Below are 14164 nucleotides of genomic sequence, written 5' to 3'. Positions count from 1 at the left end.
GAACGCCCCCACCACCGCCCGGGTCACGCCCCCCCGGGGCGGCTGCCCCCGCCCGGCGGCGCACCCGCGGCGCAGGGCGGTGCCGTGCGGGCTCGGGAGCCGCCGCAGGCGGGCAGCCGGGCCGCGGGCCTGGCCGGGGCTCACTGCCCGCTCCCTTCGGTGCGTCGGGCGGCGCGGCGGCGCTGTCCGGTGCGGCGGCCGGGCGGACGAGCGGCCCCGGCGGGCCGCTTGCGGCCCGGTTCACGGCGCCTGCGTTCCTCCCGCAGGCACTGCCGCAGGCCCTCGGGGTCGATGCCCTCGTTGCAGGCGTGGTGGAGGAGCTGGGCGAACCGGTACTCGGCGTCGGCCCGCAGGGCCAGTCCGAACGCGATCCGGGCGGTCGGCTCGTCCCCGGTGGACCACGAGACCCATCCGGCCAGGGTGAGCGGTGCCGCGGCGTGCTCGCTGTACGCCCCGACGCAGCGGCGGGCCAGGGCCCGCCACAGCCTCAAGGCGGGGGCGGCCTCGTCGTCCTCCATCCACTCGGCGGCGATGTCGCGGATCTCCCTGTCCTGGAGGCCCAGGATCACGGCGGCGGCCTCGTCGTGGCCGAGCAGCGCGTCGTCCCAGTCGTCGGCGCGGCAGCCGCCTTCGACGGGCGGGGCGAGGGTCATGCGGCGCATGAGGGTGCGTGCGAGGGCGAGGGTCTCCGCGCCGACCCCCTCCCTGGTCGCCCCGTCGAGGATCCGCGGCACCAGGGCGGTGGCGGCCCGCTCCAGGGCCTCTTCCTGTTCGGCGGCCCAGGGCCCGCCGAGGGGGGTCAGCCGGCTCTCGATCTCCTTCAGGGAGCCCCGGACCTGGAGCCCCGCGAAGGTGGCGGCCGCGGCCATCACCGAGGTGCCCGGCGGGGCCAGTGGGTTGCCCTCGGCGGGGCAGCACGCGTCCTCGGCGCAGGCGTAGGACCAGTAGCGGCCGCCGGAGAGGCACAGGGCCTCCAGGACCGGCACGTCGAGGGCGCCGCAGGCGACCCGCAGCCGCTGGGCGAGTGGCCGCAGCCGGGTCATGACCCGCTGCCCGCTCTCGCCGCCGCGCGGGTCCTGGCAGAGGAAGACCACGACGCCGTCGGGCTTGCCGCCCCGGCGTTCGCTGCCGCGGATCAGGCATTCGGCGACCTGCCGGGCGGTGTCCTCCCACTCGGCCGGCGCGGCGGGGATCCCCACCCGCAGGCGGCCGCCGAAGCGTCCGCCCTCGCCGTGCACGGCGACCATGACGAGGGAGTCGGTGGGATGGAAGCCGAGCATGTAGGGCAGCGCGTCGGCCAGTTCGGCGGGGCTGCGCAAGGTGATCTGGGATGCAGCGGGGGCTCCGGAAGGGCTGGAAGGCCGTCCGGACGGGCTGCGGGGTTCGTGGTTCGTCGTCATGCGTCCGACGGTCCCGTGACCGGTCCGATTCGGAAACCCCTGTGGATAACCCTCGAATCTTCGTCCAATATTCAACATCCACAGGTCCGGTGCCCCATTGGCGCGATGTCAGAGGCATCGGGTTGCATGGGGGCATGAACGCAGACCTGAGGTCCTCGGCCGATTCCGTACTCGCCCGCCTGGTGGGCGACCCCACGGGCACCGCGCGGCTGCGCGAGGACCAGTGGCGGGCGATCGAGGCCCTCGTCGCGGACAAGCGGCGGGCCCTGGTCGTCCAGCGCACGGGCTGGGGCAAGTCCGCGGTCTACTTCGTGGCCACGTCCCTGCTCCGCGCGAGCGGTGCCGGCCCGACCGTCATCGTCTCCCCGCTGCTCGCGCTGATGCGCAATCAGGTCGAGGCCGCCGCGCGGGCCGGCATCCACGCGCGCACCATCAACTCCGCCAACCCGGAGGAATGGGAAGGCATCCAGGCCGAGGTCGCGGCGGGCGAGGTCGACGTGCTGCTGGTCAGCCCGGAGCGGCTCAACAACCCCGACTTCCGCGACCAGGTCCTCCCCAAGCTGGCGGCCGCCACGGGCCTGCTCGTCGTCGACGAGGCGCACTGCATCTCCGACTGGGGGCACGACTTCCGCCCCGACTACCGCCGGCTGCGCACGATGCTGGCCGATCTCCCTCCGGGCGTCCCGGTCCTGGCGACCACCGCCACCGCCAATGCCCGGGTGACGGCCGACGTCGCGGAACAGCTCGGGACCGGGGCCGGTACGGACGCGCTGGTACTGCGCGGCCCCCTGGACCGCGAGAGCCTGAGCCTGGCCGTCCTGACGCTGCCCGACGCCGCGCACCGGCTGGCCTGGCTCGCCGACCACCTCACCGAGCTGCCCGGTTCCGGGATCGTCTACACCCTGACGGTGGCCGCCGCCGAGGAGGTCACCGCCTACCTGCGCCACCGCGGGCACACGGTCTCCTCGTACACCGGGAAGACGGAGAACGCCGACCGCGAGCAGGCCGAGAGCGACCTCCAGGCCAACCGGGTGAAGGCCCTGGTGGCGACCTCCGCCCTGGGGATGGGATTCGACAAGCCCGACCTCGGCTTCGTGGTCCACCTGGGCTCCCCCTCCTCCCCCATCGCCTACTACCAGCAGGTCGGCCGCGCGGGCCGCGGCGTCGAGCACGCCGAGGTGCTGCTGCTGCCGGGCCGAGAGGACGAGGCGATCTGGCAGTACTTCGCCTCGGTGGCCTTCCCCCCGGAGGAGCAGGTGCGCCGCACCCTCGACGTCCTGGCCGGGGCGGACCGCCCCCTCTCGCTGCCCGCCCTGGAGCCGCTGGTCGACCTGCGCCGCACCCGGCTGGAGACGATGCTCAAGGTGCTCGACGTGGACGGCGCCGTGCACCGCGTCAAGGGGGGCTGGACCGCCACCGGCGAGCCCTGGGCGTACGACGCCGAACGCTACGCCTGGGTCGCCCGGCAGCGGGCCGCCGAACAGCAGGCCATGCGGGACTACGCGGCCACCACCGCGTGCCGCATGGAGTTCCTGCGCCGCCAGCTCGACGACGAGGAAGCCGCCCCCTGCGGCCGCTGCGACAACTGCGCCGGCGCCCGCTTCACCGCGGACGTCTCCAGCGCCGCGCTGGACACCGCCCGGGGCGAACTGGGGCGCCCCGGTGTGGAAGTGGAACCCCGCAGGATGTGGCCGACCGGACTCGCGGCGGTGGGCGTGGACCTGAAGGGACGGATCCCGGCCGGGGAGCAGTCCGCCTCGGGCCGCGCCCTGGGCAGGCTCTCCGACATCGGCTGGGGCAACCGGCTGCGTCCCATGCTGGCCGCACAGGCACCCGACCAGCCGGTTCCGGACGATGTGGCGCAAGCCGTGGTGGCCGTCCTCGCCGACTGGGCCCGGGGCCCCGGCGGCTGGGCCTCGGGCGCCGCCGACGCTCCCGCCCGGCCCGTGGGCGTGGTCGCGCTGCCGTCGCGCAGCCGACCGCAGCTGGTCGGCTCCCTGGCCGCGCGGATCGCCGAGGTGGGGCGGATCCCCCTGCTGGGGGCACTGGAATACACGGATCAGGCACCGCAGTTCGGCCTGCCGTCCTCGAACAGCGCCCAGCGCGTCCGCGGGCTGCACCAGGCGTTGGCCGTGCCGGAGGCCCTGGCGTCCGCGCTGGCCGAGGTGCGGGGTCCGGTGTTCCTCGTCGACGACCGCGCGGAGAGCGGATGGACCCTCGCGGTCGCCGCCCGGCTGCTGCGGCGGGCGGGGGCCGGGGAGGTGTTTCCGCTGGTGCTCGCGCTCCAGCCCTAGCCGAATGCGTCATCTCCGGCGTGGCGGGGCAAGGATATGAACGGCATACCGGCGAATTCCGGTCCGCGGCCGCAAATGCTCATTGCCCCACCCTCACGGGCCACGCGAGAATCGGAGTGCTCCCGCTCGGCTCGTCGGCACCCTCCTGGGCCGTGCTGCGGCGCGCCCACACCCCAGCCGTGCCCGTACGCGGGCGTGTACCCGAAGGGAGGACCGTGACCTTCGGATTCGCCCCGTCCTCGACCACGTCACTGGCGACGGCGGCCGGTGGCGCAAGCCGGCACGGCAGACTGCTCGAACCCTCCGAGTGGACGGCGTCGGGGGTTCCCCTGCTGCGCAATCCGCGCGAGGTGGTCAGCGGGCTGCACTCCCGGCACAGCCCGGTTCCGTCCACCGCCGTCATAGCCGTGCTCGGACCCGAGGAACAGCTTGTCGCGAGCGCCTCGTTCGTGCAGAAGTCCGCCTCGGCGGACGGCTGGGAGTACCGCAACGCCCTGCTGTCGCGGCTGCGCCGGGTCATCCCGCACGACCTGCGGCGGCGCACCCCGGTCCGCACGGCGGTGCTGATGTACTGCCGTGAGGGGGACGAGCGCTGGACCGAGGAGGACGGCGCCTGGATGTGGGGGCTGCGCGACGCCTGCACCCTGCACGGGCTGCGCTGCGGCGCGTACATCACGCTGACCCGCGGGGGCTGGCAGGTGCTGGGCGAGGGCCGGGGCGGGCGGCGGCCCGGCTCGGACTCCCGGCCCGAGCCCCTCGGGTCACTGACCTCCGAGCTCGCACCGCTGACCCTGAGCACGGTGGGCGGAACCTCGGAGGCCCTGCGCCGGACCGCCGCGCGCTGAGGGGCCCGCCGGCGGCAGGCTCCGGGCGCCCGCGCCCTGGAGCCCGCGCCGGCGGATACAGGGCGTCAGACGCCCGCACCCAGAACGGAGTTGATCTGCGCGACGTCGCCGCACACGATCAGCAGCGCGGCCGCCCGGGCGAGCGCCACCGGCAGTGCGCCTGCGGTGACCCCGGCCGGTCCGCCGTTGGCCGCGAAGACCACGACGGGGCGGCTGCCGGCACGCTGCACGTGCGCGGCGTCCGCGTAGAAGACGTCGTCGCCGGCGTCGTGCTGGGCCCAGTAGGAGGCCTCGCCGAAGGACAGCTCGTGCGCGGCCCACGGGTGCGGGTCGCCGGTGGTGATCACCAGGATGTCACCGGGCGCGCGCCCGGTGTCGAGCAGCAGGTCCACGGCCTCCTCGGCCGCGTCCAGCGCACCTTCGGCCGAGGCCGGGATCAGCTGGACCTGCGGGACCGCCGCCGAGACGGACGGTTCGGCGGGGGCTGCGGGAACGGGTCCGGGGGCGGCCTCTGCCGTGCGCTGCGCGGGCGGCGCGGGCCTGGGGGCGACACCCGCGCGGCTCGCCGCCGCGGGGGAGGGACCGGGGCGCCCGGGCCGGGGAACGGCTACGGGACGCGGACCAGGTACGGGGCGGGGGGTCTGCGCGGTGCGGCTCGCGGCCGGCGTGACGCGGGGACCCTGGGCACTCTCGTGAATCTGAGGCTCCTCGATGGCGGGGGTGAGAGGCGTGAGTTGACATCTATCAAACACCGGTACGAAACGTACCGGTCGGTGGCACGTGGGTGCGATCAGAAATCGAAGCCGAGTTGGCCTCCGTTTTCCAGCTCCATGGCTTCCTCGCTACGGCGCACCTTCTTCAAGTGCCGCCACCGCGGCAGCGCGTCGAGGTAGGCCCACGAGAGCCGGTGGTACGCGGTGGGACCGCGCTCCTCCAGGGCGGCCCGGTGTACGGGCGAGGGGTAGCCGGCGTTGGCGGCGAAGGCGAAGTCGGCTATGCCGTCGCCCTGTTCGCCGAGTTCGGCCATCATGCGGTCGCGCCTGACCTTGGCGATCACGGAGGCCGCGGCCACGGCGACGCAGGACTGGTCGCCCTTGATGACCGTACGGACCTGCCAGGGCGGGCCGAGGTAGTCGTGCTTGCCGTCGAGGATCACCGCGTCGGGCCGCACCGGGAGTGCGTCGAGCGCGCGCACCGCCGCGAGCCGCAGGGCCGCGGTCATGCCCAGTTCGTCGATCTCCTCCGGGGACGCGTGCCCGAGGGCGTGCGCGGTCACCCAGTCCTCGAGGACCTCCAGGAGCACGTCGCGTCGCTTCGGGGTGAGCAGTTTGGAGTCGGTGAGTCCCGCGGGCGGCCGGCGCAGGCCGGTGACCGCCGCGCAGACGGTGACGGGACCGGCCCAGGCCCCTCGTCCGACCTCGTCGACCCCGGCGATGACCTTGGCGCCGGTGGTTGCACGGAGGGAGCGTTCGACGGTGTGGGTGGGTGCTTCGTACGGCATGGCGCCAGCAAGGTTACGCCGCCCCGGGCCGCCTGCACACCCCGGCCCGGGGCCGGAGGGGGCGGTGCGGGGCCGAGGGCCCCGGCGCGGGCGCCCGGGAACCCGTCCGCGGGCCCTCGCGGCGGGTCACGCGCGGAGCATCGGCACCATCAGCCCGTCGATCATCTCCGCGATCTCGGCATCGGGCCATTCGCTCCCGCACACCTTGGCCCGGTACATGAACATCGCCGGGATCACATCGGCGACGAGGGGGCTGGTGGCGTCGGACCGTACGTCTCCCCGCTCGATTCCCCGCCGCACCAGGGCGCGTATCACCTCGTGCGCCGGCTCGTGCAGGCCCTTCCAGATCACCTCGCGGAACCGGTCGACATGAGCGTGATCGCATTCGTGAAGGACCGCACGCAGCGCGACCCCGGCCGGGGAGCGCATGACGTCCCGCATCCGCACGCACAGCAGGTACAGGTCCTCGCGCACCGATCCGTGGTCCGCGATCTCCCCCAGCCCGGGCAGTCCGTCCCGCAGCACCTCGGCCACCAAGTCGGCCTTGGAGGACCAGCGCCGATAGAGGGCGGCCTTGCCGGTGCGTGCGCCGGCCGCGACCGCCTCCATCGTGAGGGCGTGCCAGCCGACAGTGCTCAGCTGCTCCAGGGCGGCGTCCAGAATCGCCCGTTCGAGCGCCGGTCCCCGTCTGCGCCCCGGCGCCACCCCCGCCGGCCCGCCCGAACCCGCCATGCCCCGTACCTCCGACCCGTTCGCGCGCGCAGCGCGCATCTCCAACTTTAGTGAACGCTTGCGTTCCCTACCTCCGGGCTCCTACCGTGGACCCGCAGTGAACGAACACGTTCACTATTTCACTTCGGGGGAATCCACAGTGACAAGCGCTCAACTCGCCGCGCCCCGGATACCGGGGGCCGCCCGGCGGCCCGGCCGTCCAGGGGTGGCGCTCGCCGTCATCGCCGCCAGCCAGCTCATGGTCGTCCTCGACGCGACGATCGTGAACATCGCGCTCCCGCACATCCAGACGGCCCTCTCCTTCTCCACCACCGACCTCTCCTGGGTGATCAGCGCCTACACCCTGGCCTTCGGCGGCCTGCTGCTGCTCGGCGGCCGGGCCGGCGACATCCTCGGCCGGCGCCGCGTCTTCGTGGCCGGAATCCTGCTGTTCACCCTGGCCTCCCTGCTCGGCGGATTCGCCCAGGAGCCCTGGCAGCTGATGGCGGCGCGCGCCCTCCAGGGCGTCGGCGGGGCGATCGCCTCGCCGACCGCGCTCGCCCTGATCACCACCACCTTCTCCGAAGGCCCCGACCGCAACCGCGCCTTCGGCGTCTTCGCCGCCGTCTCCGCGGGCGGCGGCGCGGTGGGCCTGCTGGCCGGCGGGATGCTCACCGAGTGGCTCGACTGGCGCTGGGTGCTCTTCGTCAACGTGCCGATCGGCGTGCTCATCGCGGTGCTCGCCCCGCTCTACATCAGCGAGTCCGAACGGCACCCGGGCCGCTTCGACGCGGCCGGCGCGCTCACCTCCACCGGCGGCATGGCCTCGCTCGTCTACGGCTTCATCCGCGCGTCCGAGGACGGCTGGCGCGACTCCCTGACCATCGCCTCCTTCGCCGCCGCCGTCGTCCTGCTGGGCCTGTTCGTGCTGATCGAGTCCCGGGCCGCGGAGCCGATCATCCCGCTGCGGATGTTCGCCGACCGCAACCGCGCCGGCACCTACCTGATCATGCTCGGTCTCGCCGCCGCCATGTTCGGCATGTTCTTCTTCATCGTCCAGTTCGTGCAGAACGTGCTGGGCTTCTCGCCCATCCAGTCCGGAGTCGGCTTCCTGCCCGTGACGGCGGCGATCATCGTCGGCGCCGGGCTGTCGCAGCGCTTCCTGCCGCGCCTGGGCCCCAAGCCGTTCATGGTCACCGGTTCGGCGCTCACCGGCATCGGCCTGGCCTGGCTGACCTTCATCCGCACCGACAGCACGTACCTGTCGGGCGTGCTCGGCCCGATGCTGCTGTTCGGCTTCGGCATGGGCCTCAACTTCGTCACCCTCACCCTCACCGCCGTGTCGGGCGTGGCGCCGCGGGAGGCGGGCGCGGCCTCCGGGCTGCTGAACGCCAGCCAGCAGGTGGGCGGTTCGCTGGGCCTGTCGATCCTGGTCACCGTCTTCGGGACGGCCGGCCGTGACGACGCCGCGCGTCAGGTCCCGGACTTCATGGCGCACGCCGAACCGGCCCAGCTGGCCGCGTTCAAGGAGACCGGACGGCTGCCGGACCCCTGGGGGGACCTCGTCCTCACCCAGGGCATCTCGAGCGCCTTCATCGCCGCCGTCGCCATGGCGGGGCTCGCCCTGGCCACCGCGCTGCTGGTGATCCGGGTACGCAAGAGCGACCTGGAGGCCCTGAGCGGAGCCGCCGCGAAGGCCGGCCCCGCGGCCTGAGCACGCGGCCCCGTACGAGGCGTACGGCGGCCGGCCGAGGCAGGCGTACGAGGAGTGCCGCGCGCGGAACCACCCCCGCACGCGGCACCCTCCGCCCGCCCCGGGGCGGGGACGCCCGGGCTGCGTCAGGCGGGCAGGCCCGGCAGCCACGCCGGGAGGGCCTCGGTGCGGTCCAGCCACGCCCGCGGCAGCACCGCGTCCCCGCGCCCGCCCAGGACCCCGCCGACGATCGCGCAGGTGGTGTCCACGTCGCCGCCCACCTGGGCGGTGGTCCAGAACGCCCGCTCGTAGTCGTCCAGCGCGCGGGCCGCCGACCACAGCGCGAAGGGCACCGTGTCGTGGGCGCTCGTGCGCCGCCCGCAGCCCAGCACCGCGGCGACCGTCGTCGCGTCGCCGTAGTCCAGCATGTCCCGCGCCCTGCGTACCCCCGCACCCACGGCGCTGCGCGGCACCAGCGCGATCACCCCGTCGAGCAGCTCCTCGGCGGTGGGAGTCCCGGCCGGGGACGCGGCCAGCGCGGCCGCGGCGGCCACGGCCATCGCCCCGCACACCGCCTCGCGGTGCTGGTGGGTAGTGTAGGCGGAGATCTCCGCCTGGTGCGTCGCCTGCTCGGGGTCGTCCGCGTACCAGGCACCGAGCGGGGCGATCCGCATGGCGGCGCCGTTGCCCCAGGAGCCCTGCCCGTTGAAGAGCTCGGCGGCCAGCGTGCGCCAGTCCTCGCCCTCCCGGATCAGCCGCAGCATCCGGTTCACCGCCGGACCGTACCCGCGGTCGAAGTCGTGGTGCCCGGCGAAGGAGGCCGCCAGCGCGTCCTGGTCGATGCGCCCGTGCTCGGCGAGCACGGCCACCACCGAGCAGGCCATCTCGGTGTCGTCGGTCCACTGCCACGGCTCGCTGCCGGCCGGCAGCTCGCGCCGCTTCAGCAGCGGATAGTTCACGGGGACGAAGTACTGGGAGCCCAGGGCGTCCCCCAGGGCCAGCCCGCGAAGGCTGGACAGGGCGCGTGCGTAGCGCGTTTCGGGAGCGGAGTCAGCGGTCATCGCGCGCCACTTTAGCCGTCCAGGTCATAAGGCTCGGGTGTGGTCCACCGCTCAAACGGGCGGTCCAGCCGGTACCGGCCGTCCGGTCCGAGCATCAGGACGCGGTATTCGCCGTTGCCCGGGTTGGAGAGGGCCTCGAACTCGGCGACCGACCAGTGGAACCAGCGCATGCAGAACAGCCGCATCGTCAGTCCGTGGGTGACCAGCAGGACGTTCTCGGGATGGTCGGGGGCCTCGAAGCTGCGGTAGAGGCTTTCCAGGAAGGAACCCACCCGGTCGTAGACGTCGGCGCCCGACTCGCCCTGCGCGAACCGGTAGAAGAAGTGCCCGTACGCGTCCCGGTACGCCTTCTGGAGCTTGACGTCGTCACGGTCCTGCCAGTTCCCCCAGTCCTGCTCGCGCAGCCGCGGCTCCTCCCGCATCCGGACCCGCCCGGGGTCCAGCCGCAGCTCGCGGAAGGTCTGCAGGGTCCGGCGGTAGGGGGAGACGTACGCGCTGATGTGCTCGTCCCCGAAGAGCTCGCGCAGCCGCGCCCCGGCCTCCGCCGCCTGTTCGCGGCCGGCGCGGGTCAGCCGCAGGGCGTGGTCGGGCTCCCGCTCGTACACCGTGTCATCGACGTTCCCCTCCGATTCCCCGTGCCGGACAAGGACGATGCGCCGTGGTCGAACCATCCCACGACCCTATGCGGCTGCCGGGGCGGGCACGCCCCGGGCACGCCGGACGGGGTGACGGTCGTCCTACGGTCATACCGTCCAGCCGGGTTCGAGGTCCACGACGTCCCCGGTGAGCGCTTCCACGTCGGCCTCGGTCTGGGCGCGCAGCGACAGCCGCTCCACGCGCTCCTGGCGGTACTTGCCGTGTTCGGCCGCCGCCTTCCACATCGACAGCACCAGGAACTCCCGGCCGGGTGCCTCGCCGAACAGGCCCCGGATCATGCCGGGCGACCCCGCCATGGCGGGGTTCCACACCTTCTCCTGCATCAGCGCGAAATGCTCCAGGCGCCCCTCCCGCACCCGGGTGTGGGCGACCCGGACCACGTCGGCGTCGCTGAAACGCGGCTCGAAGCCGGTCTTCACGTCGAAGCGGTGGTCGAAGAGCGTGACCCGCGCGTCGGTGTAGGTGCCGTTCTGGGAGGCCGCCAGTCTGTCGTGCGAGCGGGCCATGAAGGAGTCGTAGAAGGAGCGGCTCTCCCAGAACGCGAAGACATGCGCGACCCCCTGCCGACCCCTGCTCCAGCCGCCGCCCTGCCCCCGGAATCCCGGTTCGCCGGGCAGCCCCGCCCACTTGCGCTGCCCGCGCTCGAACCCGCGTCGGTCCGTCACCATGCAGCGAATCCACTTGACCAGCACCGCGCCATCGTACGGGCCGGGCGTGGCCCGGGTCAGTCCCCGGAGCGGTGGATCCGTACCAGTTCCGCCGCATCCCGCTCGGGCAGCCGAAGCCCGAACTCCCGGTCGAGGACGCCGAGCAGCCGGTCGGAGGTCACGGGCTCCCGCTCGGTCCGCCCGTCGGGGTGGAGCCGGGTCAGCTCCCGTCCGACGAGCGTCCTGCGCACGGCATCGCCCGGGAGCTGCACGAGGGTCCTGCCCACGAAGGAGGAGCGGGGGTGGGTGGAGCTGTAGTGGTTCAGCACGACGTAGTCGACGGGGTGGTACTGCTGCGGGGAGAAGGCGTACAGGTCCCGCCAGGCGTCCCCGCGGCGGGTGCGCAGTACGAGGACGCCGTCGTCCTCCTCGTGGACGGCGTACGTCCACGGGCCCTGGCGCACCTCGGTGCCGGGCCGCGCGAGCGGGACGGGCTCGCACGGTCCCTGGTAGCCGAATCCGGCGTCGCACAGCCACGGTTCGCCTTCGACGGTGACGACGAGCGTCGCGTGCGTCACCGCCAGGAGGGACTCGCCCCGGGTGCGGTTGCGGGCACCGCGCCCGGAGACCTCGAAGCCGATCCGCTCCAGGGCGGCGGCCAGCAGCGAGTTCTGCTCGTAGCAGTAGCCGCCCCGGCGGCCGTGCACGAGCTTGTCCTCGATGGCCTTGACCTCCAGCGCGACGGGGCGGCCGAGCAGGACGTCCAGGCTCTCGAAGGGGATGGCGGCGGTGTGGGCGCGGTGCACTGCGTACAACGTCGCGAGGTCCGGCCGCAGTTCCCGTACAGCGCCGCGTTCCCCCGCGGCCCCCGCCGGCCCGCTGCCCGGCCCGGCACCGGGCCGGGCACCGAGCCCGATCCGTGCCAGGTACGCGTCCAGGTCCAGTTCGTCACCGCTCCACATGGCTTTCCGCTCCCCCGCCGTGAAATCCCCGTGCCCGCGCACACGCGGGCCTGCACAATGATCGCCATGACCGGCCTGCACACCAACCCGCTCTTCGCCCGGCTGGCCACGGCCGAGCGCATCCTCGTCGCCGGAGCCGGAGGAGGCTTCGACGTCTACTCGGGTCTGCCGGTCGCGCTCTCGCTCCTGCACCAGGGCAAGGAGGTCCACCTGGCGAACCTCTCCTTCAGCACCCTCGCCGGGCTGCCCGCCGAGGACTGGGCGGCCCCGGACCTCGCCGTCGTGCACCCCGACTCCGCGCCCCACCTGTCCTACTTCCCGGAGCGGACCCTCGCGCGGTGGCTCCGGCTGCACCGCTACCCCTCGACGGTGTACGCCTTCCCCCAGGTCGGGGTGCAGCCGCTGCGCGCCGCCTACCGGGCGCTGATCGACCTCCACGACATCGACGCCGTCGTGCTGGTCGACGGGGGTACGGACATCCTGATGCGGGGCGACGAGGCGGGCCTCGGCACGCCGGAGGAGGACCTGACCAGCGTGGCGGCGCTGGCCGCGCTGGACGACGTACCGCAACGGCTCGTGGTGTCGGTCGGGTTCGGCGTGGACGCCTACCACGGGGTCAGCCACGCGCTGGTGCTGGAGAACATCGCGGCGCTCGAGCGGGACGGCGCCTACCTCGGCGCGTTCTCCCTGTCCCGGGCCACGCGTGAGGGGGCGCTGTTCCTGGACGCGGTGGCCTACGCCCAGGACCACACGCCGGACCGTCCGAGCATCGTGGCGGGTTCGATCGCGGCGGCCGTCCGGGGGTCCTTCGGCGACGTCCGGTTCACCGAACGCACCCGCGGCAGCGAGCTCTTCGTGAACCCCCTGATGTCGCTGTGCTTCGCCTTCGAGCTGCGGGGGCTGGCCGACCGCTGCCTCTACCTGGACCGTATCGAGGACACCCACCTGATGCGCCAGGTCCAGTCCCGGATCGCGGAGTTCCGCGAGGACCTGGTCACCCGCCCCGCCCGCGTGATCCCCCACTGACGCGCGCCCCCTCCCCCGCGTCCGGCTCTCGGTCGGGGAACGCGCGCAGCTTCAGCCGGGGCGCTCGGTGGTCGGCGAGCCACCGCATCCCGTGGTCATCCGCCGCGAACCCGGCACGTGCGGTGCGGGTCCACTCCTCTCGGTCGAGGACGTCGAGGTAGGCCTTCCGGAGCGCTTCCCGCTGCACCGCCGTGCACCCGGCGGCCTCGGGAGGCTGCGTGGTCAGGAATTCAGCGAGCGCCGCGATCGTGAAGTAGCGCTCGACGGTCGGGCTGAGCGCACCCACATGGCGGGCGTGGGCTTCCAGGACCGCTGCCGCATGGGGGTACCGAGCGAGGGTGAGCCCCATACCCCCGCAGTCGCTCATCAGATGCAGGAGCAGACCCGTGTGGTCGACCACCTCACTGTCGGGGTCGATTTCCGCGAGTGCCTCGTGGAGTCTGCCGGCCGTGGCGACCTCGCCGGCGAAGTAACCGTTGAGGAAGTCGCCGTCGCAGGCCCTGCGGAGCAGCCACGGCCGGGCGGACGGGTCGTCGAGCCTGCAGAGGGCTTCGACGACGTAGACGCGTCCCCAGCCGGCGACTCGCTCGGCGAGCCAGAGCAGCGCCTCGGCTCCTCCCGTCCGGCTCTCGAAGGCGTGCGCCGCCAGCGGCCCGAAGTGGTTGGAGAGCAGCCCGATCGTCTGGACCAGCGGGATGTCGTCGGCGGTTCCCACGGCGGCGACCAAGGCGAGCCCCACCGTGACCGAGCATCGATCGGTCCCGTGCCGGACCAGCCAGCGACCCGTTCGACGGGCGCGATCACGGTCGGCCCGCCGAGCCGCGGCGGCGATGTGCTCGGTGGGGTGAATCGGTACGTGGACGTCGTGGAACGCGTCGGCCAGTACGCGGGGACGGGCGGAGGTCCGCGCGAAATGCGCGTCCAGGATGAGCGCCACGTCTTTTCCGGCCATGTGCCGGTCCTGAGGGGGGCGCGGCTCTTGCCGATGACGGTGCGAGGCGTCGTCGGGGTACGGCTCCCCGTCGCGGTGCAGCGGCTCTCCGGGAGCCGGCCGGTGCAGCCGGAGCGCGTGGTCGAACAGGGTGGTCGGTGATCCGGGCGCTGTCGTCCCGGTCGTCTCGCTCATCGGCGGACGGAGGACTCGATTCTCTTGATCATGGCCCGGAGCATGCCATGCCGGAGCCACTGCCACAAGCCGGGTTCCACCGGAACCGGTGCTGCGAAGGTGCGAAGGGAGGGGGGGGGGGGCGGGGGGGGGGGGCCCCCCCCCCCCCCCGCGGGGGGGGGGGGGGGGGGGCGGCGCGGGGGGGGGGGGGGGGCCCGCCGCCCCCCGGGCGCGGGGGGCCGCCGGGGGGGGGGCCGGCCCC

General features: G+C 73.8%; 13 protein-coding genes. 4 read left to right on the top strand and 9 right to left on the bottom strand.

Translation table 11 applies throughout. From position 1 onward, the window contains the following. Positions 1-140: 140 nt before the first annotated feature. Complete coding sequence (locus AB0D45_RS33360; protein ID WP_362466156.1) at positions 141-1400, bottom strand: DUF4192 domain-containing protein; 1260 nt, start codon at positions 1398-1400, stop codon at positions 141-143. Between the two features lie 134 nt (positions 1401-1534). Here AB0D45_RS33360 and AB0D45_RS33355 point away from each other — a divergent pair, with 134 nt between their 5' ends. Together AB0D45_RS33355 and AB0D45_RS33350 are read left to right on the top strand one after the other, a co-directional pair. Further along, positions 1535-3694, top strand: a complete 2160-nt coding sequence (locus AB0D45_RS33355) for a RecQ family ATP-dependent DNA helicase (protein ID WP_362466154.1) — start codon at positions 1535-1537, stop codon at positions 3692-3694. A gap of 215 nt (positions 3695-3909) precedes the next feature. Next, on the top strand, positions 3910-4539 hold the full coding sequence (locus tag AB0D45_RS33350; protein ID WP_362466152.1) for a hypothetical protein: 630 nt from the start codon (positions 3910-3912) through the stop codon (positions 4537-4539). Between the two features lie 65 nt (positions 4540-4604). On the opposite strand, the gene AB0D45_RS33345 is transcribed toward AB0D45_RS33350, so the two are convergent. From AB0D45_RS33345 to AB0D45_RS33335, 3 genes are all read right to left on the bottom strand, one after another. Continuing rightward, positions 4605-5291 (bottom strand): hypothetical protein, encoded by a 687-nt coding sequence (locus AB0D45_RS33345; RefSeq protein ID WP_362466149.1) that lies wholly within the window; start codon positions 5289-5291, stop codon positions 4605-4607. Between the two features lie 38 nt (positions 5292-5329). Beyond that, positions 5330-6040 carry a ribonuclease HII gene (locus AB0D45_RS33340; RefSeq protein ID WP_362466146.1) on the bottom strand — a complete coding sequence of 237 codons (711 nt, stop codon included), beginning with the start codon at positions 6038-6040 and terminating at the stop codon, positions 5330-5332. 126 nt (positions 6041-6166) lie between these two features. Then, the gene (locus AB0D45_RS33335) at positions 6167-6772 is read right to left on the bottom strand and encodes a TetR/AcrR family transcriptional regulator (RefSeq protein WP_361598763.1); all 606 of its coding nucleotides are present in this window, start codon (positions 6770-6772) and stop codon (positions 6167-6169) included. Positions 6773-6911: 139 nt separating this feature from the next. Between AB0D45_RS33335 and AB0D45_RS33330 the strand changes: the two genes are divergently transcribed. Then, the gene (locus AB0D45_RS33330) at positions 6912-8465 is read left to right on the top strand and encodes an MFS transporter (protein WP_362466143.1); all 1554 of its coding nucleotides are present in this window, start codon (positions 6912-6914) and stop codon (positions 8463-8465) included. A gap of 125 nt (positions 8466-8590) precedes the next feature. Here the strand turns inward: AB0D45_RS33330 and AB0D45_RS33325 are convergent, their stop codons facing one another. From AB0D45_RS33325 to AB0D45_RS33310, 4 genes are all read right to left on the bottom strand, one after another. Further along, on the bottom strand, positions 8591-9505 hold the full coding sequence (locus AB0D45_RS33325) for an ADP-ribosylglycohydrolase family protein (RefSeq protein WP_362466141.1): 915 nt from the start codon (positions 9503-9505) through the stop codon (positions 8591-8593). A gap of 11 nt (positions 9506-9516) precedes the next feature. Further along, a complete protein-coding gene (locus tag AB0D45_RS33320) occupies positions 9517-10176 on the bottom strand; it encodes a histidine phosphatase family protein (protein ID WP_362466138.1) in 660 nt (219 codons plus the stop codon). 72 nt (positions 10177-10248) lie between these two features. Beyond that, entirely contained in the window at positions 10249-10854 is a 606-nt protein-coding gene (locus tag AB0D45_RS33315) for a YdbC family protein (RefSeq protein WP_362466136.1), read from the bottom strand. Positions 10855-10886: 32 nt separating this feature from the next. Then, positions 10887-11771, bottom strand: a complete 885-nt coding sequence (locus tag AB0D45_RS33310; RefSeq protein ID WP_362466133.1) for an arylamine N-acetyltransferase — start codon at positions 11769-11771, stop codon at positions 10887-10889. A gap of 66 nt (positions 11772-11837) precedes the next feature. Between AB0D45_RS33310 and AB0D45_RS33305 the strand changes: the two genes are divergently transcribed. Further along, the gene (locus AB0D45_RS33305; protein ID WP_362466131.1) at positions 11838-12797 is read left to right on the top strand and encodes a DUF1152 domain-containing protein; all 960 of its coding nucleotides are present in this window, start codon (positions 11838-11840) and stop codon (positions 12795-12797) included. On the opposite strand, the gene AB0D45_RS33300 is transcribed toward AB0D45_RS33305, so the two are convergent. Further along, a complete protein-coding gene (locus AB0D45_RS33300; protein ID WP_362466128.1) occupies positions 12766-13749 on the bottom strand; it encodes a hypothetical protein in 984 nt (327 codons plus the stop codon). The genes AB0D45_RS33305 and AB0D45_RS33300 overlap by 32 nt on opposite strands. Positions 13750-14164 lie beyond the last annotated feature (415 nt).

The sequence above is a fragment of the Streptomyces sp. NPDC048352 genome (genome assembly GCF_040651895.1).
Lineage (GTDB): Bacteria > Actinomycetota > Actinomycetes > Streptomycetales > Streptomycetaceae > Streptomyces.
This window is presented reverse-complemented; position numbering and strand designations above follow the sequence as displayed.

Bases quoted from the DNA above. Each gene is read 5' to 3' on its own strand.
- AB0D45_RS33310 (WP_362466133.1), bottom strand. From the start codon at position 11,771: ATGTGGAGCGGTGACGAACTGGACCTGGACGCGTACCTGGCACGGATC.
- AB0D45_RS33340 (WP_362466146.1), bottom strand. From the start codon at position 6,040: ATGCCGTACGAAGCACCCACCCACACCGTCGAACGCTCCCTCCGTGCA.
- AB0D45_RS33305 (WP_362466131.1), top strand. From the start codon at position 11,838: ATGACCGGCCTGCACACCAACCCGCTCTTCGCCCGGCTGGCCACGGCC.
- AB0D45_RS33320 (WP_362466138.1), bottom strand. From the start codon at position 10,176: ATGGTTCGACCACGGCGCATCGTCCTTGTCCGGCACGGGGAATCGGAG.
- AB0D45_RS33360 (WP_362466156.1), bottom strand. From the start codon at position 1,400: ATGACGACGAACCACGAACCCCGCAGCCCGTCCGGACGGCCTTCCAGC.
- AB0D45_RS33355 (WP_362466154.1), top strand. From the start codon at position 1,535: ATGAACGCAGACCTGAGGTCCTCGGCCGATTCCGTACTCGCCCGCCTG.
- AB0D45_RS33335 (WP_361598763.1), bottom strand. From the start codon at position 6,772: ATGGCGGGTTCGGGCGGGCCGGCGGGGGTGGCGCCGGGGCGCAGACGG.
- AB0D45_RS33300 (WP_362466128.1), bottom strand. From the start codon at position 13,749: ATGGCCGGAAAAGACGTGGCGCTCATCCTGGACGCGCATTTCGCGCGG.
- AB0D45_RS33325 (WP_362466141.1), bottom strand. From the start codon at position 9,505: ATGACCGCTGACTCCGCTCCCGAAACGCGCTACGCACGCGCCCTGTCC.